Below are 21838 nucleotides of genomic sequence, written 5' to 3' on the forward strand. Positions count from 1 at the left end.
GCTTAATTATTCAACAGGTTCTTCTAGGGGCTGTGAGGCTACGGGAGTCCTCATGAAATCTGGCACCAAGTCAGGCAGGAAGGGTTGTTCTGCCTGGGAGCCTAGGGCATGATGTTCAAAAACTTCAACTTGGGGCATTGCCCGTCGAGGGTCTACAGATTCAATTTCAATTTGTGGGTCAGCAGCAGGTAGCCAGCCCAAAAATGGTAATGGTAATAAACTTGAAGCGTTTGTAATTACCACTAACAGCCAAAGCTTGTCAAAGTTTGTTTCTGTAATACCCAGCCAGTGGGTTAGTAAGGCTCCCAGTTCGTGAGATAAAAGCCCTGAAAGGTTCCAGACTGACATCAACAGGGCAAACAAGGTCGCTTCTACCCCCGCAGGACACAATCGTGCTGAAAGTATCAGAACTGGCATAAAGGCAATTTGTCCCATCACGGTGAGGATGAGGCTATCTCCCAAACTGAACCAGTGGTCGTCTATGCCCAAAGACCGATTTGTGTGGGTAACAAGGATTAGAGCCGTCATTCCTAACAGCGAGGAGATTACCGTAGTCCAACCCATGAGAAGGCGGAAAGGAATGTTCTTTAGAAAGCGCTGAAATAACCAAATGCCACATAGGGACGCAAGGCTGGTTACCAAGCGCACACGTCCTAAAAATTCCGGTTCAAAGCCCAACTCATTGGTTGTGAAATAGAAAAATGCTGAATCCGCCGATGGTGTCGCTTGCCAGATGAAGATGAAGGCGGTAGGCAACCAAATTGCTTTTTGGGTAATTGCACCACGTAATTGTTGGATTTGGTTCCAAACAGTGGAGGCATGGGGGCGTGAGTTTATGGGTTCTTCGGCAATAAACCAGGCAACGGCTGAAACCAAGAGAGGGAACGTTGCGGTGATAGCGAAGACCGTTTGAGTACTGAAGTGTTGTAGTAGTAAACCACTCAAGTAAGCAGTGATTAAGCCGCCAACGGCTGAAGCACCCCAAGTCAGTGATTGCAAAGAACCAGAGTCGCTGAGTGATTCTTCCCGCGCTCGTTCCACAACCAGTGAGTCTACAATCACATCACTAATGGCAACAGACAAAGAACTCAGGAGAATTGCCCCGGTTGCCGCCCAAGCGGTATCAACGACAGTCGCTAGACTCAGCCAAGCGGCTGTCCCCAATAGTCCAGATAAAACGAGGTAAGGGCGTCGTCTGTAACCGAATATGGGCAGTCCATCTGAGAGAAAGCCAAAGACTGGCTTAATCACCCACGGTAAAGCCGCAATACCCATTAGGGCAGCGACTTGGGCTGGACTGAGGGAAAGTTCATCTTTAAGGAAAAAGCTAACCGCTAGACGTGCTAAGCCAAGGATTCCTTGGACAAAATAGACGATTAAGATAGCAACTAACTCAGTCGTTGGTTCGTTACCAAAGAATACTTTCTCTTTAAATGATTCTTTAATTTTCTCCAATCCGGAGGGGGAAACAATCATGTAGTTTTTTTAAGAATTGTCGCCATTCATAATCATACACGCAGCCTTATGGAGGTTGTAATCGCTAGAAAGTCAGAGGTTGGTAGAGAAAGGCTACAACAAGAGCTATGAGCGTTACGAATGTTAAGGAATAGTAACCCAGTAACTAGCAGAAGTATTTAGAGCGATCTGCACTGCCTGGTTATTGCCCCCCATACCTCAGATGTAATAATGTGGTATGTAATTTTGCCAACATCTTTTTTGTTGAGTGAGCAACTGGGTAGATTAACCCCTAGCATCAGCCCTCAAGCATTTGACCTGATAGCGTTGTCACAGTTGCGAATAGTGAAGAAACAACATTAGGGTTATCTGCTGTCATTAGACTTGCCCAAAACTTTTGTAGAGAGCCATCTTTTTCCAGCCCGCTCAAAACTTGTTTTTGCTTCAGTGCTGTCAATCAGGTTAGTGAGACATTAAAACATTTATGATCTTCAGCATCGCTCGAAAGATTGGTATCTACTTACCTGACCTGACTAGTATGCGAGTCGTTGCAGCCGCAACAATCACTGTAACGGCAGGTCTTTTGGGAGTAAGGCATCTCGGTGGACTTCAGCATTTAGAACTCGTCGCTTTTGACCAACTCGTGCGCTTACGGTCTCCGGAAACAGCACCAGACCCTCGAATCCTGGTCGTTGAAATCACAGAAGATGATATCCAGCGTCAAAACGCTTGGCCGATCTCTGACGAAGTTTTAGCGAAGCTGTTGAGGAAGTTACAGGCCTCGCAACCAGAAGTCATTGGTTTAGATCTGTACCGCAATATTCCAATAGAACCGGGACATCAAGAACTAGTTACCCAACTCAAGCAACCGAACTTAATTGCCATCCAAAACATCGATACCCTGGCAGGAACACCAGCACCGAAGGTTGTTTCTCCTGAGCGAGTTGGTTTCAATGACCTAGCGATTGATCCAGATAATGCTGTTCGCCGCAATATTTTGTTTGCTGGAAGTGACGGTGGTACTCTTTATTCCTTTTCCCTGCGTCTTGCGCTTGCCTACTTGCAACAGCAAGGTATACAACCTCAAGGTAGCAAGAGCAATTCTGAACACCTCCAATTAGGGCTATCAGTCTTTGTACCCATCAAGCAAGATTTTGGTGGATATCAATCAATAGAAGCAGAGGGCTACCAAGTTTTGCTCAATTACCGTTCCGCTAAAAATGCGGTGCGGGAAGTCTCATTGAGCGATGTATTGTCCGGGAAGGTCGATCCCAGTTGGGTGAAAGACAAAATAGTGATTATTGGCTCCACAGCACCCAGCCTGAAGGATATGTTCATCACTCCTTACAGCCCTAGCCTCAAAGAAAGCTACAAGATGCCAGGGGTGTTGATTCACGCTCAGATGGTGAGCCAATTCCTCGATGCAGCCACAGGTAAGCGATCGCTATTTTGGTCGTGGTCGGAATCACAGGAAGTCTTATGGATTATCGGCTGGATTGCCACTGGTGGGATATTAGGCCGGATAGCGAGTCATCCCCTGACGCTGAGTATTGGCTTTGTTCTATGTTTAGGTACGTTATTTGGCAGTGGCTTCTATTCGTTTACTAGTGCTGGATGGATACCACTCGCCGCCCCTGCCTTAGGATTTGTCTTGACAGTGGGTACAGTTGTCAGCTTCCGGTCATATCAGGCACAACAAAAACAACAAATTGTGATGAAGTTGTTGGGGCAGAACACCTCACCGGAAATTGCTCAAGCCCTTTGGCAAGGACGCGATCGCCTACTCAAATCGGGTAAGCTTCCGGGAATCCGCCTCACAGCAACAATGCTCTTTGCTGACATCAAAGACTTCAGCACTATCTCCGAACAAATGACTCCTGAAGCCTTGCTAGAGTGGCTCAACGAACTCTTAGAGGTAATCACCCAGGAAATATTAAACCATCAAGGAATCGTCAACAAGTTTACAGGTGATGGTGTCATGGCGGTGTTTGGTGTACCCACCTCTCGCCTTCTCAAGACTGAAGTTGAAGCAGACGCCAAAGGGGCAGTTGCTTGCGCCTTAGGGATTAGCGATCGCCTTGAGAAAATGAACCAAAATTGGCAACGTGTTGGCTTACCAGTGGTTCAGATGCGGATCGGAATTTTCACAGGCCCCGTTGTTGTTGGCAGTTTGGGGGGTAAAGACCGCTTGGAATATGGTGTAATTGGCGACAGCGTGAATATTGCCGCCCGTCTCGAAAGCTGCGAAAAACATCGCCAACCTACCAACTGCCGCATCCTCATCGGCTACGAAACTCTGGTTCATCTCCAAGAGCAATTTGAGGTTGAACCATGGGGATTATTAGCTCTCAAGGGCAAACAACAAATGGTAGATGTTTACCGGGTTTTGGAACCACAACGGAATAAACCGTTACCTGTTATCGCGAATGAAAGCAAATTTTAGCCAGACAAGCTTTAACAAAGTAAGTCTCTACCTCAATTTAAAACTTTCATCCAGTTGTTGATGCGAGTAGAAATTGATTTTGTAAGCTGGTATTTACGATACCACTTTTGAAAAGCTTCTTCATACTCTTCACCTTGTAATTGGTAGGTGTTCCAAGTATTTAATCCAAGGGATAGGCTCCAAAACAATAAAATATATAAAGACCAAGAAATCTGACCATTGCTGAGGAAGTTCAGCCCCACCAAAAAGCTATTGATGATTAAATATTTGCCAAAACGTCTTTTTAATTTGCTTTGTCGGTAAAGATTAAAGTCGTTACGCTTCTGTTGCTCTCCTTTCTGAAGTAGCCAGTCCCGTTCTGCTTCTAGGAGGGTTGCTGTAGAAATACCTAATTCATTAGCAATCTCTACAAGCTGCTCATGGGAAAATTCTTCGACATTATCCTGACGCGCGATCGCCAAGTTTAGGATTTGCTGGATATCTTCTTGCTGGTAAGAGCGTATGATTTTTGTTTCAAAAACAGACATAATTTAGTTATCAATAGGAGAAGACATTTCGCTCTAGAGATCTAATGCGGCTAAGGCACAAAAAGCAGAGCTTATCTTAATTATGCCGATGCTAGCAGGGATACCACAGGTAATTGGAATTCCCAAAACCGAACCGCAGCGGACGGATTTTACGACAGATGATAGATGAGAGCATCTTTTACATTTCGTTACGATGGAAATAAGAGATGAAAGAAATAAAACGTCTCAGATATAAGGAGAGGTAGTCCATATGAATGGCAGTATTCGTGTTGGTAATTTATTCGGGATTCCTTTTTATGTGCATCCTTCCTGGTTTTTAGTCCTAGGCTTGGTGGCATTCAGCTACGGAGGTGAATTGGCATCTCTCTTCCCAGGATTAGGCGCTGGACTACCTTTGCTTCTGGGATTTGTTGCTGCTTTATTGTTGTTTGCCTCAGTTTTGGCACATGAACTGGGACATAGCTTTGTCGCGATCCGACAAGGAATTGAGGTTAAATCGATTACACTGTTTCTCTTCGGTGGAATGGCAAACCTCGATAACGAGTCAAAAACGCCTGGTGAAGCATTCTGGGTTGCGATCGCCGGCCCAGCCGTTAGCATCGTCTTGTTTGGTCTCTTAACAGCCATCAGTATGGGGGCAAATCTCTCAGGACCATTGGCAGCAATGGTACAACTGGTTGCTTACATCAACTTAGTTCTGGCACTATTCAACCTGATTCCGGGCTTACCCCTAGATGGCGGTAACATCCTCAAATCGCTGGTTTGGAAGATTACAGGTAATCCTTACAAAGGTGTAGTCTTTGCCAGCCGCGTTGGTCAGGTTTTGGGGTGGATTGGAATCGCGATTGGACTACAAGCGATTTTGGGTATCAGCACTTTCGGTAGCTTCTGGACACTGTTGATTGGTTGGTTCTTGCTACAAAATGCGGGTCGATCTGCTCAATCTGCTTCTATTCAAGAAAAGCTAACAGGTCTGAAAGCTGAAGATGCTGTGGCTCCCAACAGCCCGATTGTATCTGCTGACTTGTCATTAAGAGAGTTTGCCAACAACTACATCATTGGTAAGGCGGAGTGGCGCAGGTTCTTAGTCACCGACGAACAAGGTCAACTCCTAGGTGCGATCGCTGTTGATGACTTGAAAACAGTTCCTACCTCCAACTGGCCGATTACTCCAGTCAGAGAATTGATGCAGCCTGTAGATCTGTCTACAACCGTTCAATCTGACCAGTCACTCTTAGACGCGATCGTGCTTTTGGAAAAAGCCAAACTCAATGAAGTGCCTGTAGTTCGCGACAACGGTGTGCTTGTAGGAATGCTGGAAAAAGCTTCGATCATCCGCCTCATTGAGCAACAAAGATCGCAAGCTAAACCTGCTTGATGAGCAATCTTTGAGTAACCTTTAACTAGCTTTCCTTGGACAAAACATCTTTGCAAATGTCCAGGGAAATTTTTTGTGCCTAAGTTGTCCGTTATATCAATTTCATTAAAACTTGCGCTAAATACTGAAACCTTGACCCGTCAATGTTTCCCTTCTGCCTTCTGCTATCTGTTTAGACGGGATACAGTCGATCCAGTTTCAGAAAAGTTTGCAGCAGCATATTCGATCCTTGAATACATTGCTCAGGTGAGGTGTACTCATCTTCAGCATGGCTAATTCCAGCACGACTGGGAACAAAGATCATTCCCATGTCAGTGAAGCGTCCTATTTCTTGAGCATCGTGTCCTGCACGACTCGGCAGATGGCAATAGCTCAAGCCCAATTCTTCACAAACTTGAACAATGGTATCTATGATTTTGGGCGCTGATAGCGTCGGCAGCACATGCAACACTTGGTGCATGACAATTTCGGTTTGGGTAGCAGTTGCGATCGCATTAAACTCCTGCTCCATCTGGCGAATCAAATCCTCCAAATGCTCTTGGGAAAGGTCGCGCAGGTCAATTTTTAGATCGACTTGTCCAGGTACAATGTTCACTGCATTGGGTGACACATTAAAATAACCTACGGTTGCAACTTGTTCCCCTGGCGTTTCAACACCCAATTTATTGACAGCCAACACCACTTGAGAGGCAGCAACGAGCGCATCTTTTCGCATATTCATTGGCGTGGTTCCCGCGTGGTTGGGTCGCCCTGTTACAGTTACAGCGAAACGATACTGTCCGACAATGCCTTTGACAACACCAATCTGAGCCTCTGTAGTTTCTAAGACACCCCCTTGCTCAACGTGCAACTCGACAAAGGCAGCAATCTCAGTGCGATCGCGTTTGGCAGTTGCAATCTTTGACCAATCGCCACCAATCTTTTCCAGACAAGTCTGAATCGGCGTACCATCATTGCGACGGTAGTATCCTGGGTCATTGACAACCTCACCCGCCATCGCTTTACAGCCAAGTACAGTACACTCTTCATCAGTGAAAACGATAACCTCAATTGGGTGATCTAGTCGCAGGTGATTGTCATGCAACACCCGCACCACCTCAATCCCTGCCAATACTCCCAAACAGCCATCATAGCGCCCTGCCACTGGAACGGTATCAATATGTGAGCCAGTTGCCAGTGCCGCCCTACCTTCGCGCCGTCCGGCATACTTGCCGATAATATTACCAGCGGCATCCGTGCGAACCGTCATGCCTGCTTCAATCATCCAGGACTGAACAAGCTGACGAGCGAGTAAATCTTCAGTGGTGAAGGCAACTCGACTCACACCCCCATGGGGTAATTTGCCAATTTCTGCGAGTTGGGCAAGGCTACGGTTAAGGCGATCGCCATTTATACTCAGTAAGGGAAGCACTTCCATAGATGAACTCCTGATATTTCTATTTATCATCTGGCTGGATCGAGAAGCTGGCATTGTGTTCGGATGTTACTCACTCTACTAATTCCAGCAGACGGAACTTAGCAATTTGGGCAATCTCGGTGAGGGCAAGTTCCATTTCAACATCTACTGGATTTTTCAATCTGCACTCAAACGCTTCTATAAGCGTTGCTTTCGTGTGGTTCTTCACAGCAATGATGAACGGAAAGCCAAACTTGTCTTTGTAGGCTTGATTGAGCAATAGAACGCGATCGTATTCTTCAGGCGTTAACTGATTCAATCCAATACCCGCCTGCTCTTTCACCGAAGCTTCTGCCATTTTTGCCTTACTCCCTAAATCCGGATGGGCACGAATTAACGCTAGTTGCTCCGATTGACTCATCCCTTGCACCACCTCCACCATCTTTTGATGCAGAGTATTGACATCAAAGAAAGGGCGTTGAGTCCAGGCTTGTTGTGCGATCGAAGGCGTATGCTCAAACACTGCTCCTAATGCTTCAACAAAAGCCTCTTCATTCATCTGGTTGAGTTCAGTAATCGTGTAGGACATTCATTAATAAAGGAATAGTTCTAGCAGTCGCCAAGGCAATTAGGACAAAGTCAATTACTGAAACATGACCAGTTAATCTTTTTCCTTAATGCGAGCTAAGCAGGCATTTAGACCAACCGCAAACTCATAGCGGCTTAAGCTTCGATTACCACGATACGTTTGGTCAGGGTAGCCAGCAATACAACCATACTGTTCGACAAGAGATAGTAGTGCCTGGTACGCCCAATCACTCGGTTGCACATCTGCAAGTTGAGAAACAGAGGTCACTTGTCCCATGACTGGTTCAACAACTAGAGAGGACTCATCTGGTTGTGAGATAGGCTCATAGCGAGTTTCAAATGAATCGACCACACGCAGACCTCTCTCCAAACCTCTCTCCTGCAAGGAGAGAGGCTTTGATTTCTCCCCTTCCCTACGAGGGAAGGGGCTGGGGGTTAGGTTCTCATATTCGGATCTAATTACCTGAAAACTGCTGTCAACGCCTGTTTCTGGCTCTAAGGAAGTTTCTGAATCCTGGACAACCTCGATATGAATTGGCGATCGCTCTTTAGTAACCGTATCTAATTCCTCTATCTGTGCGGGTTCGGCTGTTGCACGTTGGGTAATCCCAAGACCCCCGATAATTAAGACGGCTAACAAAGGTTTCCACAGGTTAAATTGCACCACAAATTTCCTCACACTTAATCGACAAAAAGAACGGGATGAAAAGTTATCGATCACGCCTATCTCATAAGGCGCAATCGGAAGAAATCAACTGCCGCGATAGGTACTGTACGACCACGGTGAAGCGAGTAGCGGTACATGGTAGTGAGCAGTGGGATCGGCAATACCAAACTGAATGGGAACGCGATCGAGAAATGGCGGATTGGGGAGATTGGGCATCTTCTGAGCAAAATACTCACCCACGACAAACACCAGTTCGTAAACCCCCACATTAAATTCATCATTGATGAGTAAGGGTGCATCGGTACGCCCATCGGCATTAGTTGTAGTGGTTTTTAGCAAGGTTTTCTGACCGGATTTGGAATCCACAGACCACAGTTCAATTGCCAAATTAGCTGCCGGACAACCGTGAACTGTATCAAGGACATGAGTTGTGAGTTTGCCCATATTTTGAGTTCTCCAGTTAGCTTGGCTCAGCCTTTATCAATGCAAGGGTCCTGCAAGAATCGTTTTCGAGATGGCAGCAATAATGTCGCTTCCATCTTCATCTTTCAGTGCGCTATACCATTGCTGGGTCTTTTCGGGGTCTTTGCCGTGAGTCATATCCGATCGCTTCCGTGCGCCGAGAATCACTTGAGCGGTTCGCTCCTTACGCGCTGCTTCGTAACGCTTGAGCGCATCTTCAACGCTGAGATTCGTAGTTAGCAGACAGTTAGCCAAGACCAATGCATCTTCCATCGCCTGACAACCACCTTGTCCTAAATCTGGCGCGGTGCTGTGTCCGGCATCTCCTAACAGAGCAACTCGACCCTGAGCCAATTTCTCCAAGGGTTCAATGTCGTGAATTTCCACACGATTAGTTTTTAACGGATCGAGGCGCTGGATTAGAGTTTGGACGGGTTCAGCCCAACCTTTGAAGAATCCAGCGAGTTCTTCCCGACGCTGTTCGGGTTCACTGACAGTGCCTTTGGGTAGGGGAACATCAAAAAAGAAATAAAAGCGATCGCCTCCTACTGGCATCATTGAGGCACGCTTGTGTTCGCCGACATAAATCACCCAGCTATCTTTTGGAGCGAGATCGTCGCTGATGGGAACTAGACCATTCCAGTTGACATAGCCAACATAGCGGCGTTCGGAAGCATATCCCAGCAGATAACGACGCACCGTTGAGTGAGTGCCATCTGCCCCAATTAGAACATCACCTGTTGCTTTGTGTCCGTCTTCAAAAATCGCTGTGACGCTATTTGCATCTTGTTCCACGGCCACACATTTTGAGTTGAGTTGAACATTCTCTGTCCCAAATGCATCCAGCAACATTTGCTGCAAATCAGTTCGAGAAACCGGATACGGGCGCTGCCCTACCTGCTCAACTAAAGGTGAAAGACTAAAATCAGTCAGTTTTTCCCCAGTATTGCTGTAGTACGCAATACGCTCCATTTTGCCACCAATACTGGCAATTTCCTTACCCAAGCCCAGCCTGTTGAGAACCTTCACCCCATTTGACCAAAGAGAAATTCCGGCTCCTGCGGGGCGTAATTCACTAACCTTGTCGTAAATTTCCACCTCGTAGCCAGCCTGACGCAACGCAATGCCAGTCGCTAAACCGCCCATTCCGGCACCGATAATCACGACTTTTAGGTTGTCCATGGGTGTTTCTTCCTCCTTAGTTATTGATGAAACCCTGACAATTACTTGAACTAGAATTTCAATGCCAGTAAACTGTATAAATTGGTACAGAAATTAATTCAACGGCTTATTCTTTTATTACTGAATTAATTCCTGACCGAGCGATCGCAGAAACGGTAGTAGAGAAAAATGCGATCGCTAAGCGTTTCTACTGAATCGAAACGTAACTCGCTACACGATTACGAAGTAATGACCAATGAAATTTCAACATCACAACTCGGCTAAAAAATCCCACTGGCAAACCTACAAAGCTTTAGAACTCATTCCTGACTCAACACCAAATCCTCAAGCTAACAAACGAAGCTTTGCATTTGGACTCAATCATCTCTGGCGAGTCGTTCTCATCACACTCACGGAAGAGATGCTTGAGGAACAACAAGTCGAGCATTTAGAACGGTGTTGGGCGCTGAATGCTGATGAACTGGTTACAACCTCGACCGCGAACAGTTGGCGTAGACTCTGGTGGGATGTCCTGACACAATAACGTCACAAGCCATTTATTGAAACTCGGTGCAGCGCGGCGGAAATAACTATCCAGTTGGACATTGGCTAAAAGGTTTACTATAAAAGCGATATTACTTCTGCCTCCTGCCTCCTGCCTCCTGCCTTCTTGCACTCAGCTATCGAGTTCCGATTCAGCGGATTGCTCAACGATAGGACTATCCATCTGCTTAGGCAGGAACGCATTTAAAAGAATCGCCGTTAGTCCACCCGTAGAGATGCCGGACGAGAAGATGTTCTTGATGAGTGCTGGTTTATCATTCAGAATTTCAGGGACGTAAACAACGCCTAAGCCCAAAGCGAGGGAAGCCGCTACGATAATCAAGGCGCGACGATCGATTTCTGTTGACGCAATAATATTGATTCCGGCGACGGCAATGGAACCGAACATGATGATGGTTGCACCACCAAGTACGGGTTGAGGAAGGGCTTGAAAAATTCCGCCCACGATGGGTAGTAAACCTAAAACGGCAAAGATACCCGCCACGTAGAAGCCAACATAGCGGCTTCCCACTCCAGTCATTTGAATCACGCCGTTGTTCTGGCTGAATGTTGTGTTGGGAAAGGTGTTGAACACGGCAGCGAGGAGCGAGTTTATCCCATCCCCCAATACACCTCCTTTGATGCGACGGAAGTAGAGGCTTCCTTTAATCGGTTGTTTTGAGACAGCAGAAGTTGCTGTTAAGTCACCAATCGTTTCAATGGCGGTAATGAGGTAAAGCAAGATAAAGGGAACAAACGCGGCGAAGTCAAACCTCATCCCATAACGAAATGGAATAGGCAGACTAAATAAGGGCAGCCGACCCAAAACACTGAAGTCTACAAGTCCCAAAAATATTGAGATGATATAGCCGACAAATAAACCAATTGCGATCGCGCCCATTCTCAAGTATCGATTTCCCAAGACGTTGAGCAGGATGATGATCGCAAGAACTAATCCTCCCAACGCTAGGTTTTGACTACTCCCAAACGTCCCATTCTGCTGAGCAACAACGCCTCCTGCCATGCTGATAATTCCGGTTTTAATCAAGCTCAAACCAATAACCATTACCACCGTGCCGGATACAACTGGGGTGATGATTTTTTGTGCAAGGTGAAGGAAGCGACTCAGAATGATTTCAATAAACGAACCAAAGAAACATACACCAAAAATTAGGGCTAAGGCTTCTTGGGGAGAACTTCCAGCTTGTACTGCCGCTGTTCCAATTCCGATGATCGGCCCTAAAAAGGAAAAGCTGGTTCCTTGCAGACTCAGCAACCCAGAGCCAACCACACCAATTCGTTTGCACTGAATGAATGTGGAGACACCTGAAATGAACAACGACATACTGACGATGTAGCTGGTTTGTGCCGGATCTAACCCCAGCGCATTGCAGATGATTAACGGTGGAGTGATGATGCCAACGAACGCTGCAAGGACGTGCTGAAGTGCGACAAAAAAGGCTTCAACTACTGGTGGTCTATCATCTAAGCCATAAATGAGTTCAACATAGACTTTTGCTTTGTTCGGATCTGGAGCTTCGTCTACAGCTAATTCATGATTGGACTGCGCCATATCTCCTCCTTTGAAGGTGCAAGTTTCTAACTTTCGGAATCACAAACTTGTTGCTCAGTGACCTGGATTGTGTTCTACAATCCATTAGTTATGTATGCTGTATACAGGCTGATGTTGTATGCTGTATACAATGAACGCTGAGATTGAAAAATAAAGTATTTGAGGATACAAATTGCCAAATTGATCAACATCTTGCGATCGCTCTTTAGTTGTACCAACCGCATCTGGCAAAGTGGCAGTTCTGTTTACGCAAATGCCCTTTGGGCCGTGCCTAAGGCAATCGTGCTTTAAGACTCGTTTAGAGCGATCGAAATAACCTTGATCTTCGTAACACGATGCATGGGTTTACTGGGTTTCTCAGTCGTTATCAGTTCCTCAGCATTCACCGACATCATTTTGCCCACGGGCTGCTGCAATCAACACACCTGTATCAATGAAAGTACGCTTCATGGAATGTTCTAGCCGTTTTCGCCTCAACGTTCAGCTACTTCCCGATTGACTTCTTCCCAACCTAGAAGGGGTTCACCCGTAGCAACAATTTGCTGACGAATTCGAGAGAGTTTCCTACCTAAGGGTGTTTGCCCTACTTCTACTGTGTTAGCTGAGAGCAAACGCTCGTATTCAGCGATGGAAAGCATAACCACCTGAGGCTTCCCCTCAGATTCGATAATGAGAGGCTGCTGCTGTTCAACAACCTGCTGGATCAATTCACTAATGTGGTTACCGACTTCTGTTGCGTCAATTGCTCGTGACATTGCTAACTTCCTGATTGCTCTGTTCTCAAGGTTAACTTGTTGGAATGGCAGGACAGCACTTCTTGCTTTACAAAGGCGATCGCTCTTTAGTCGTACCAACCGCATATTCAATGCTTGAGGTTGATTGTGTTTTTGACGGCGAAACCGAGTTCCCGCCTAGTCCCTACGAACCCAAACATGAGAGGGAGGAATAACTTGTGAAAAGATGGATTGTCTTCAAAACTGAATCCGCTTCATCGAAGGAGTGGAAGGAACGCAAGTTGCAACCTGCTGGACACTTAACCCGGATGCTGGCTGAATATTTGGATTGTTCTGACAAGGTATTGCCAGAACCAGGCTATCGTCCGCGTGAGTTTGCCCGCTTTGAAGAGTCCGTCGATCCAAACTTTCCAGATGCTAGTACTCATGTTCGTTGGTCTGACTGGGAAGTGAGTCGGGTTGAGCGGTTCAAGTCCGTTGATTCGGCTGAGTATGATGAGATCGTTGTGTGCTATTGCCGCTACTCACCGATTGAACCGGAGTGGAAGGAGTTACCCAAGATTGGTGTTTTGCAAGAGGGTAACTTTAATCCAATCACTTGATGAGCAGGACGCTGCCTGGAATAAACCAGAACGAAGAGATTAGGAATAATATGATAAATAAATGCATTAGATTAGCAACAAACAAATTTCTATGATTAACGATATTCCATCAGATATTTGGTTTTGGAAAGCTCAGCACAAATTTGTGTGGGATAGTGACACTTTTCTTGATTATATTGAGCTGATGAAAGAAGTTATGAATAGATTGATTAAAGAATATTCTTCTACTCCTAAAAACGCTGAGATATGGGTTTCGCCAGAAATAGGATTTTTATACTGTAACGCTCCTCAAAATACCACTCAATTACATTTTTTTTTAATTTACATTGACAAAGTTAAGATAAGAGAGCTAAATACTACACTTTTCAGTGAATTTAAACGTCGTTATAGGGTTCACAGAGATCTATTCTCAGAAGAACTAGCCAGAGAACTTAGAGAAATACATGGAGATAAGGCTGAGATTATTATCACGAGATTAAGAAAACGAAAACAACTAAACAAGCATTTTAAGAGCCTAGCCAATAAATCATTAAACCATCGACGAGAAATAAGCCCCCAACTTCGATATCAGGTATTATTACGAGATAAATCTACTTGTCAAATGTGTAGACGAAGCGCTCCATCTGTTGAGGTAGAAGTTGACCACAAGATTCCAGTCGCATGGGAAAAAGATTGGAAAGCTAGTAGCAATATTGATGATTATCAAGTGTTATGTAGAGAATGTAATGTAGGTAAGGGCGATATGTCTTGGCTATGGAGCCTGTTACAACCGCTCAAATAATCATAGTTTTTAAGGCTATAGTGTGTAGTGGTTGGTGCGGAAGAATGTAAAGCTACCGCTGATTGCGATCGCACCACTAACCCTATCATCCTCTACTCAACAGAGACACAATGTACTGATTGAGACTCACATTTTCTCCGTCTGCCTTCTCAGCTAAACGACGATGCAAAGATTTAGGCATCCGCAGGAGTAGCTTACCGTTGTAGGTATCATCAGTACTGGGTAAAGGAATCTCATCTCCAGCTTCGTAAGCAGTTTCAATCCACAACTCCCGCGCCTCATTAATGTTTGCGATCGCTTCATCCAGCGTTTCACCTTGAGTTAGACATCCAGGCAAGTCTTTAATCTGAACCACATATCCCCCCTCTGGATCGAGGTAAAGTGTTACTGGATACTGAAGATTCAAATAATATTCCAGTAGCTGCTTCTCAATCTGCTTGTTCTTCTGATTCAGTGTCGTCATCGCTCCATTCTTCCAAGTTCAATAGTTCAACAATTTGCTGGACATAAATTCCCTTAACGAGAAGCGGTAAGCGAAGCCATGCCGTAGGCTTATCGCACATAAACTGCAAGCATGAGGATACTGAAGTAGAGAGCGATCGCAACCTAGAAGCCACTGCTCACGCAATTCGAGAACACTTGATTGCCAGTAAAGAACGAGTCATTCGAGGGATTGGACAACTGGATCAAAAAGCTAGCATCATTATCAAGTTGAGGGATTTATGTTGTAATTGTTATTGATGTGTAATTTCGCGAAACTCCTTCAAAAATTGGCGAAATAGTGGATGATTCCACGAGTCATACCGATAGTTATCAATTGTTTCCAAGGGTCTTAACTCCATCATTGTTGCGGCTAAAAAAGCACCATCAAAATTCCCAAGTTCATCAGGTCTTATATCGCGTTCAACCACCTCAATTCCCAAAGATTGGGCAATATCAAGCACTGTGTCGCGGGTAATACCGGGGAAAATATTTGGAGTCAGCGCTGGCGTAATTACAGTGTCTTTTTGAAGGAGAAAAAGATTAGCGGCAGTTGCTTCGGTGATTCGACCTTCTTGGTCAAGCAGAATTGCATCATCGAATCCACTCAGTTGGGCTGCACGACGGCTTAAGTAACTGTTGACATAGGTTCCACATATCTTCCAAGTAATTGGAATCGCATGACCTGAAACGCGCTCAAAGCTTGAAATGTGGCTTTTAATCGGTTTGTCTACATCCCGTGCGATGGTAACCCCCAAAATTGTCACATCCACGGGCATTGTTTCACTAAAGTTTAGGTAAGCTCCAGCACGGTAAACAATGGGTCTGATGTAGTAATTAGTTTGAGGTAGTTGATCCAGGAGTGACTTAATCCCTAATGTTAGGTCTTCATTCGACCAGGAGAAGGCAAGCCCCATCTGCGTAGCCGCGTGACGAAGGCGGGTTAGATGCGCTTCTAGACGATGAATGTAATAGCGATCGCCATTCCAGTAAGCCATGATGCCATCAAAGACACCGATGCCAAGGTGCAGTGAATGGCTAGCAATGGAAGGTGCAGCTTGTTCGCGTTGAACCAGCTTGCCGTTATGCCAAACAATTGGCGTAGGTTCAAAAAACATTCAGCAAATAATAGGCTAGTTTTGGATCAGTAGGACTTAGACAAAATATGAACGGCAGATAGCTTAGAAAGACACAAATCAAAGTCAATAGAGGACAACCAAAAACCAACAACTAACTAACAACCTCTACCTTTTGCCAAGCCAATTTTGCCGCACCCACCATCCCAGCTTGATTACCCAACTCAGCCGTGAGTAGTTGTAAACCAGCACGGGAACTGTAAAGAACTCGTCGCTCAATTTCTGCTAATGCCGCCGGGAAGAAAAATTCGGCACTCGCACTCACTCCACCACCAATGACAATGGCTTCTGGCGTTAGGACATAGATGAGACTCGCCAAACCAGCACCGAGATTGCGCCCGTAACTTTCCCAAAATTCGAGAGCAAATTTGTTGCCTTCTCTTGCCATGACACCGAGTACATTCGGTTCTTTGCCAGTACAACGGCGAATTGCTTGAACGGAGGCGTATTGCTCTAGAGAACCCTGATTGCCGCTATTACACATTGGTCCATCTGGGTTCAAGGTAATTAACCCCAACTCACCAGCCGCACCCTGATGACCTGTGAAGAGTTTCCCATCTAAAATAATTGCGCCTCCAACACCCGTGCCTAAAGTCAGCAAAATTAGATTGCGAAATTGACGACCCGCACCTAGCCAAGCCTCTCCTAAGCCTGCACAATTGGCATCATTAGCAAGAACAGTCGGGTAACCCGTCTTTGCTTCTAACCAATCCGCAAGGGGGACATCCTGCCAATTTGCCAAGTTGATAGCAACTCTAGCAATCCGACCCTCGGCATCAGCCGGCCCAGGAGTGCCAACACCAATAGCGGCTACCTGATGACTAGCCTCTTCAGAATTTAATGAATTGATTGCCTCCACCAGTGCCTCGACAACAGCCGTAGGCGTTGCTGGTTGGGGTGTTGGTACGCTCAAAGACTGGCAGCAAGTTCCATCCTGACGAAATCGCCCCAGTTTAATTGCTGTTCCCCCTAAATCAATGCCAATTACTTCCGGCTCCATCACACCCGCCAACCCAAAACTGCTTGCTAAATTGCTACAGCATCTTAGCGCCACTTCTGCAAGAAGTCTAATTTTCCCGCCGCCATCGGGGATTGATAAACTCGCTCAAGCCCTCTCCGACGAGAGATAATCCCACTACCATTAATGTCATGGCTAAACCAGGGAAAAGCGCTGTCCACCAAATACCTGTCGGTAAAGCATCGAGTGCTTGACGTAAGTCATGTCCCCATTCGGGTGTCTGTTCTGGTAATCCCAAGCCTAAGAATCCCAAACCGCCTAAGAGCAAAATCGCGTCAGCCGCATTGAGGGTAAAGATTACTGGCACACTCTGAATCACATTGAGAAATAGGTAGCGAGACAAAACTGTTTTCGTCGAAGCGCCCATCGCTTGTGCTGCTTCGATGAATAGTTCGTTTTTGACGCTAGTTGTGTGGTTACGGACTACTCGAAAGTACTGGGGAATGTAGGAAATACTAAGTGCGATCGCGGCATTCAAAACCCCTCGTCCTACCACAAATGCTAGCGTGACCGATAGCAAAAACCCAGGCAGGGTGTAGATAGTATCCATCAAAAACAGCAACGCCCTATCCAGGTTGCCACCCAGATAACCACTCACCAAGCCCAAAGGAACGCCAATAATTAGACTCAGGGTTGTGGCAAGAATTACCACTTGCAATGCCGCTTGAGAACCAAACAAGGTACGGGAAAAGACATCATACCCCTGGCGATTGGTGCCGAACCAGTACTTCCCTCCAGGCGGTTCATGAATCGGGTTAATTAGAGATGCTGTCGGGTCTTGCAGCCATCCCCAAGCCTGAAACGTGGAAGCGAGAAGTGCAACTGCTATGAAGGAAACTGTAATCACAATTCCCACGAGCATCAACTGCATCGAGAGACTGCGACGTTCAGAAAGGCGTAAAGACTTGGGTAATCGGAGTCTGGTTAAGGTCATTAGTGTCTGCCGTAGTCACTTGCTATCGGCAAATAATAACAGGACGCATCACTACTGTGTGCGCCCTCTGATTGCTACCCCAGATTAAAAGCATCTGGATTAGCTTAATTTTCTCGTGTCAGCCAAGCTTACCTAGCGCCTGAAACACCTGCTGGTAAGTAGCGCTCAATCACCTTGCGGAATTCGCTCTTTTGCTTAACGCCTTGAAGTTGCGCCACTAATTCTTTGTCCTTAAAGAACTGCACAGTGGGTGTCCCTGTAACCTGGGCATTCTCAGCAATATCCCGGTCTTTATCAATGTCAATTTCGATAAAGTGTATCTTGCCATCAAACTCATCCACCACTTTGTTGAGAATCGGCTTGAGGGTGTGGCAAGGTCCACAGTTGGGTGAGACATACTTTACCATCAGAAGGCGATCGCTTTCATGGAACAACTTCCGCAGTGCGTATCCCCCTTCATGGCGAGTGTTGTTGATATAAAATACCTCTTCCGGTGTTGCTGCTGTCTTCTCTTCAATGACCTCAGTTGTCGGTGGCGTTTCTGAGGAGTGTATCTGAGGAAGATGATACTCCTGAATCAAACCATGCACTGAAAGCCAGCGCTCTGCCAACATTGCTGCCATACAGCCAGTACCAGCAGCAGTAATTGCCTGACGATATTCATGGTCTTGAACATCTCCAGCCGCGTAGACACCTTCCACACTAGTTTCTACTGACCCAGGCTTCGTCACAATGTAACCAACCTCATCCAGTTCTAGCTGTCCCTCAAACAAAGAGGTATTGGGTTTGTGACCGATCGCGTAAAATAGCCCTTTAACATGAAGGTCACGCTCCTCACCTGTCTTCGTATCGCGGAGTTTCACGCCCGTCATCCGACCATTCTCACCGAACACATCCACTGGCTCAGTGTTCCAATGAAGCGTAATTCTAGGGTTATTCAAAACCCGGTCTTGCATCGCTTTACTTGCCCGCATCTTATCAGTACGCACCAGCATATGCACATGGTCACCATACTTCGTCAAGTAAACCGCTTCCTCAGCCGCCGAGTCACCACCCCCAACTACAGCCAGTTCAGCACCGTGGAAAATCGGTGTCGCCCCATCACAAATCGCACAAGCTGAGATACCGTGACTCCAGAACTCACCTTCACAGGGTAGCCCTAACCGTTTCGCCGTAGCACCTGTCGCAATCACAATACTGTTGGTTCTAACTTCCCGTTCCTCAGAGCGGACAACAAACGGACGCTGGCTCAAATCAACAAAGGTAACATCCTCTGTGTACAGTTCTGCTCCCCAACGCTCTGCCTGCGCTTTCATCCGATCCATTAGCTGCGGTCCAGTAATCCCCTCTGGGAAGCCTGGAAAGTTCTCCACCTCCGTCGTGGTCATCAACTGCCCGCCAGGTAGTCCGCCAGCTTGAAAGCCTTCAAACACAAGCGGCTTCAGATTTGCCCGTGCCCCATAGATAGCAGCAGTGTATCCAGCAGGCCCAGAGCCAATGATTACGAGATTCTCTACAGTTGGGTTGGACATAAGCTAAATGAACTCATAACGACTACGCATAGAAACCAGTATAGCGGTTTTTGAGCAGATAATATAGCCTCTTCTCTGTTAATGTAGTCTGCCAGCCTGGTCTAGCCTTACCAGTACTGCCACAACCCACGTTTATGTGTTCCTCTCCAGACTTTAGTCTCAGACTGGCTGACCGATGGAGGCAAAGTAACTTTTACTTGTCAGTTTACTTTTAATTGCAGAAGGGGAATACTTGTATCTAGCTAGATACCCTTCCAGCTCGACTCTCACGAATACCAAAAAAGTTTCTGCATTTGGAGATAGCACTCATGGATGAAAAATCGGCTGAAATAATCGAAAAAATTCGTCAACAATTTGACTTTGGTCCTTACCCAAGAATCGAAATAGACAAATCTCCTAAAGAAGATAAAAATAAACTTTATTTTCACGATATAGTAACATCTTACTATTTGAGAAATCATCAAGTTATTGATACCAAAGATAAACTGATTCTTGATGCTGGATGTGGCACAGGATATAAATCCTTAGTCCTAGCTGAAGCTAATCCTGGTGCAAAAATTATTGGTATTGACCTTTCAGAACAGTCTTTAGAGCTAGCCCGCAAGCGCTTTCAGCATCATGGTATTGAAAACGGAGAATTCCAACAACTCTCTATAGATGAATTACCCAATCTTGGTTTAGAGTTTGACTACATCAATTGTGATGATGTTCTTTACCTAGTTCCTGAACCAGTTGTTGCTCTAGAGGCAATGAAGTCGGTTCTTAAGCCACAGGGAATTATTCGCAGCAATCTACACAGTTCACTTCAACGAGCTGCCTTTTTTCGCGCTCAAGAATTATTCCGGCTAATGGGATTGATGGATAGCAATCCCGAAGATGTAGAGATAGAAATTACGCTAGAAACACTGAAGGCTTTGAAGGACGATATTGACCTTAAAATCAAAGTTTGGAGTCCTGGTTGTGAGGGAGAAAAGGGAAAACAGACAGTTTTGTCAAACTATTTAATCCAAAATGATAAGGGATACAATATTTCTGAGGTATTTTCTGCTTTGAGAGCAGCAGATCTAGAATTCATTAGCATGGTGAACTGGCGGCAATGGAATTTAATGAATTTATTCAAAGAGCCAGACAATTTACCTGTGTTTCTGTCAATGAGCCTGCCAGACATTTCCGTAGAACAGCAACTGCGTTTATTCGAGCTTTTACATCCCATCCACCGACTGCTGGACTTCTGGTGTGGGCATCCCAATCAAGCGCAACCTCATGCACCTATTGCCGAGTGGACAACTTCTGACTGGCAAGGAGCAAAGGCGCATTTGCATCCTCAGTTGAGAACGCCAGCCGTGAAAGAAGAAGTAGTCAGGTGTACCACCCAACTCAACCCGTTTGAAATCAGTAAGTATCTTCCGGTTACTGGAAAGCAATTCCTAGTAGACAGTACCATTGCGGCTTGCCTTTTACCTCTGATGGAATCCGCTCAGTCAATACAGGCGCTGGTGGAGCGCTGGCAGAAGTTGCGTCCTGTGCATCCTGTTACCCTAAAGCCAACGGCTGAGATAGAGGCTTTTGAAATCGTGATACAAGCACTGACTGGGCTGGAGGCAAATGGATATGTGCTTCTGGAGCGTTAACCCTGAGTGACTTCCGGCACTCCGGAAGAATTTTTTAATGGGGTGATAGGAAAGGGAGTACAACTGGGTAAGTTACACCCAGGAGTAAGAAGTTAAGCATCCCGCACCTCAAGGAGAAATCTCTTTATGAAGCTCGATTTACAAGCAAAGTTCCTGCAACACCTCAACAAGAAAAAGCAGGATGAAGGTTTTACACTAATTGAACTGCTCGTTGTTATCATCATCATTGGTATTTTGGCAGCTATTGCTCTCCCTTCCTTCCTGAACCAAGCGAACAAGGCAAAGCAGTCTGAAGCAAAAACCTATGTAGGTTCAATGAATAGAGCTCAGCAAGCTTTCTTCCTAGAAAACAATTACATGACTGAATTCGATGGTGGTAAAGGCTTCGCTGCATTAGGTCTTGGCGTTGCCACTCAGACCACTAATTATACTTACAACATTGACGGTGGTGCTACTGAGGCACCACCTACGGTTACAGTTGGTGATCCGTCTGCTCAGGTAACAAACCAGGCACAACCAAGAGCAGCATCAATCAAAGCTTACATTGGGGGTGTAGCCCTAGGTGAGATAGCAGATACAAGTGAGGCAACTACGCTAGCTGTATTGTGCGAAGCTAAGATTGCTAGTGGAATTCAGGGTGGTGTAGATGGGTCGCAACCCGCCACGTTTGATGCTGCTGGAGGTCCACCAACGTGCCCAGATCCCGACTATAAACCAGTAGGCGGCAAATAAGCCAACTGATAACTATTGGGAGTAGGTGGGTAGAGTGATCTACCCACTACTTTTAATAACCTTCT

General features: G+C 45.9%; 22 protein-coding genes and 1 pseudogene. 8 read left to right on the top strand and 15 right to left on the bottom strand.

Annotation, left to right across the window (positions count from 1 at the left end):
• Window positions 1–6: 6 nt before the first annotated feature.
• Window positions 7–1476, bottom strand: coding sequence for a folate/biopterin family MFS transporter (locus AC5JL3_RS14690; RefSeq protein ID WP_496075176.1), 1470 nt, complete (start codon window positions 1474–1476; stop codon window positions 7–9).
• 463 nt (window positions 1477–1939) lie between these two features.
• Here AC5JL3_RS14690 and AC5JL3_RS14695 point away from each other — a divergent pair, with 463 nt between their 5' ends.
• Window positions 1940–3898, top strand: coding sequence for a CHASE2 domain-containing protein (locus AC5JL3_RS14695; protein ID WP_496075177.1), 1959 nt, complete (start codon window positions 1940–1942; stop codon window positions 3896–3898).
• 32 nt (window positions 3899–3930) lie between these two features.
• Here the strand turns inward: AC5JL3_RS14695 and AC5JL3_RS14700 are convergent, their stop codons facing one another.
• A complete protein-coding gene (locus tag AC5JL3_RS14700) occupies window positions 3931–4425 on the bottom strand; it encodes a 2TM domain-containing protein (RefSeq protein ID WP_496075178.1) in 495 nt (164 codons plus the stop codon).
• Window positions 4426–4675: 250 nt separating this feature from the next.
• Here AC5JL3_RS14700 and AC5JL3_RS14705 point away from each other — a divergent pair, with 250 nt between their 5' ends.
• Window positions 4676–5803, top strand: a complete 1128-nt coding sequence (locus AC5JL3_RS14705; RefSeq protein WP_192217194.1) for a site-2 protease family protein — start codon at window positions 4676–4678, stop codon at window positions 5801–5803.
• Between the two features lie 172 nt (window positions 5804–5975).
• Here the strand turns inward: AC5JL3_RS14705 and AC5JL3_RS14710 are convergent, their stop codons facing one another.
• From AC5JL3_RS14710 to hpxO, 5 genes and pseudogenes are all read right to left on the bottom strand, one after another.
• Window positions 5976–7220: a Zn-dependent hydrolase gene (locus AC5JL3_RS14710; RefSeq protein ID WP_496075179.1), complete on the bottom strand. Its 1245-nt coding sequence runs from the start codon at window positions 7218–7220 to the stop codon at window positions 5976–5978.
• Between the two features lie 70 nt (window positions 7221–7290).
• The gene (uraD, locus tag AC5JL3_RS14715) at window positions 7291–7788 is read right to left on the bottom strand and encodes a 2-oxo-4-hydroxy-4-carboxy-5-ureidoimidazoline decarboxylase (RefSeq protein WP_496075180.1); all 498 of its coding nucleotides are present in this window, start codon (window positions 7786–7788) and stop codon (window positions 7291–7293) included.
• An 81-nt stretch (window positions 7789–7869) separates the two neighbouring features.
• Window positions 7870–8157 (bottom strand): annotated as a pseudogene (locus AC5JL3_RS14720) (iron uptake porin); the annotation flags it as partial.
• A gap of 381 nt (window positions 8158–8538) precedes the next feature.
• Window positions 8539–8898 carry a hydroxyisourate hydrolase gene (gene uraH, locus AC5JL3_RS14725; protein WP_496075181.1) on the bottom strand — a complete coding sequence of 120 codons (360 nt, stop codon included), beginning with the start codon at window positions 8896–8898 and terminating at the stop codon, window positions 8539–8541.
• A gap of 36 nt (window positions 8899–8934) precedes the next feature.
• Window positions 8935–10098, bottom strand: a complete 1164-nt coding sequence (gene hpxO / locus AC5JL3_RS14730; protein ID WP_496075182.1) for an FAD-dependent urate hydroxylase HpxO — start codon at window positions 10096–10098, stop codon at window positions 8935–8937.
• A gap of 235 nt (window positions 10099–10333) precedes the next feature.
• On the opposite strand from hpxO, the gene AC5JL3_RS14735 reads away from it, so the two are divergent.
• Window positions 10334–10621: a hypothetical protein gene (locus AC5JL3_RS14735; protein ID WP_496075183.1), complete on the top strand. Its 288-nt coding sequence runs from the start codon at window positions 10334–10336 to the stop codon at window positions 10619–10621.
• A gap of 132 nt (window positions 10622–10753) precedes the next feature.
• Here the strand turns inward: AC5JL3_RS14735 and AC5JL3_RS14740 are convergent, their stop codons facing one another.
• Together AC5JL3_RS14740 and AC5JL3_RS14745 are read right to left on the bottom strand one after the other, a co-directional pair.
• Window positions 10754–12193 carry a uracil-xanthine permease family protein gene (locus tag AC5JL3_RS14740; RefSeq protein ID WP_496075184.1) on the bottom strand — a complete coding sequence of 480 codons (1440 nt, stop codon included), beginning with the start codon at window positions 12191–12193 and terminating at the stop codon, window positions 10754–10756.
• A gap of 473 nt (window positions 12194–12666) precedes the next feature.
• A complete protein-coding gene (locus AC5JL3_RS14745; RefSeq protein ID WP_496075185.1) occupies window positions 12667–12948 on the bottom strand; it encodes a type II toxin-antitoxin system Phd/YefM family antitoxin in 282 nt (93 codons plus the stop codon).
• Between the two features lie 44 nt (window positions 12949–12992).
• Here AC5JL3_RS14745 and AC5JL3_RS14750 point away from each other — a divergent pair, with 44 nt between their 5' ends.
• The 3 genes from AC5JL3_RS14750 (at window position 12993) to AC5JL3_RS14760 (ending at window position 14310) form a co-directional block, all read left to right on the top strand.
• Window positions 12993–13142, top strand: a complete 150-nt coding sequence (locus AC5JL3_RS14750) for a hypothetical protein (RefSeq protein WP_496075186.1) — start codon at window positions 12993–12995, stop codon at window positions 13140–13142.
• Between the two features lie 3 nt (window positions 13143–13145).
• Window positions 13146–13529, top strand: coding sequence for a hypothetical protein (locus AC5JL3_RS14755; protein WP_496075187.1), 384 nt, complete (start codon window positions 13146–13148; stop codon window positions 13527–13529).
• Between the two features lie 91 nt (window positions 13530–13620).
• On the top strand, window positions 13621–14310 hold the full coding sequence (locus tag AC5JL3_RS14760; protein WP_496075188.1) for an HNH endonuclease: 690 nt from the start codon (window positions 13621–13623) through the stop codon (window positions 14308–14310).
• Between the two features lie 85 nt (window positions 14311–14395).
• On the opposite strand, the gene AC5JL3_RS14765 is transcribed toward AC5JL3_RS14760, so the two are convergent.
• From AC5JL3_RS14765 to trxB, 6 genes are all read right to left on the bottom strand, one after another.
• Window positions 14396–14773, bottom strand: coding sequence for a type II toxin-antitoxin system HicB family antitoxin (locus AC5JL3_RS14765; protein ID WP_496075189.1), 378 nt, complete (start codon window positions 14771–14773; stop codon window positions 14396–14398).
• Window positions 14739–14873 carry a hypothetical protein gene (locus AC5JL3_RS14770; protein WP_496075190.1) on the bottom strand — a complete coding sequence of 45 codons (135 nt, stop codon included), beginning with the start codon at window positions 14871–14873 and terminating at the stop codon, window positions 14739–14741. Before AC5JL3_RS14770 ends, AC5JL3_RS14765 begins: the two co-directional genes overlap by 35 nt.
• Before the next feature lie 171 nt (window positions 14874–15044).
• Window positions 15045–15908: an aminotransferase class IV gene (locus tag AC5JL3_RS14775; protein ID WP_496075191.1), complete on the bottom strand. Its 864-nt coding sequence runs from the start codon at window positions 15906–15908 to the stop codon at window positions 15045–15047.
• A 112-nt stretch (window positions 15909–16020) separates the two neighbouring features.
• Entirely contained in the window at window positions 16021–16926 is a 906-nt protein-coding gene (locus AC5JL3_RS14780) for an ROK family protein (protein WP_496075192.1), read from the bottom strand.
• Between the two features lie 67 nt (window positions 16927–16993).
• Window positions 16994–17878, bottom strand: coding sequence for an ABC transporter permease (locus tag AC5JL3_RS14785; RefSeq protein WP_496075193.1), 885 nt, complete (start codon window positions 17876–17878; stop codon window positions 16994–16996).
• A gap of 128 nt (window positions 17879–18006) precedes the next feature.
• A complete protein-coding gene (trxB, locus tag AC5JL3_RS14790; protein ID WP_496075194.1) occupies window positions 18007–19410 on the bottom strand; it encodes a thioredoxin-disulfide reductase in 1404 nt (467 codons plus the stop codon).
• A 308-nt stretch (window positions 19411–19718) separates the two neighbouring features.
• Here trxB and AC5JL3_RS14795 point away from each other — a divergent pair, with 308 nt between their 5' ends.
• Together AC5JL3_RS14795 and AC5JL3_RS14800 are read left to right on the top strand one after the other, a co-directional pair.
• Window positions 19719–21041, top strand: coding sequence for a class I SAM-dependent methyltransferase (locus tag AC5JL3_RS14795; protein WP_496075195.1), 1323 nt, complete (start codon window positions 19719–19721; stop codon window positions 21039–21041).
• 126 nt (window positions 21042–21167) lie between these two features.
• Window positions 21168–21773, top strand: a complete 606-nt coding sequence (locus tag AC5JL3_RS14800; protein ID WP_496075196.1) for a type IV pilin-like G/H family protein — start codon at window positions 21168–21170, stop codon at window positions 21771–21773.
• Window positions 21774–21838 lie beyond the last annotated feature (65 nt).

The sequence above is a fragment of the Symplocastrum torsivum genome (genome assembly GCF_059505465.1).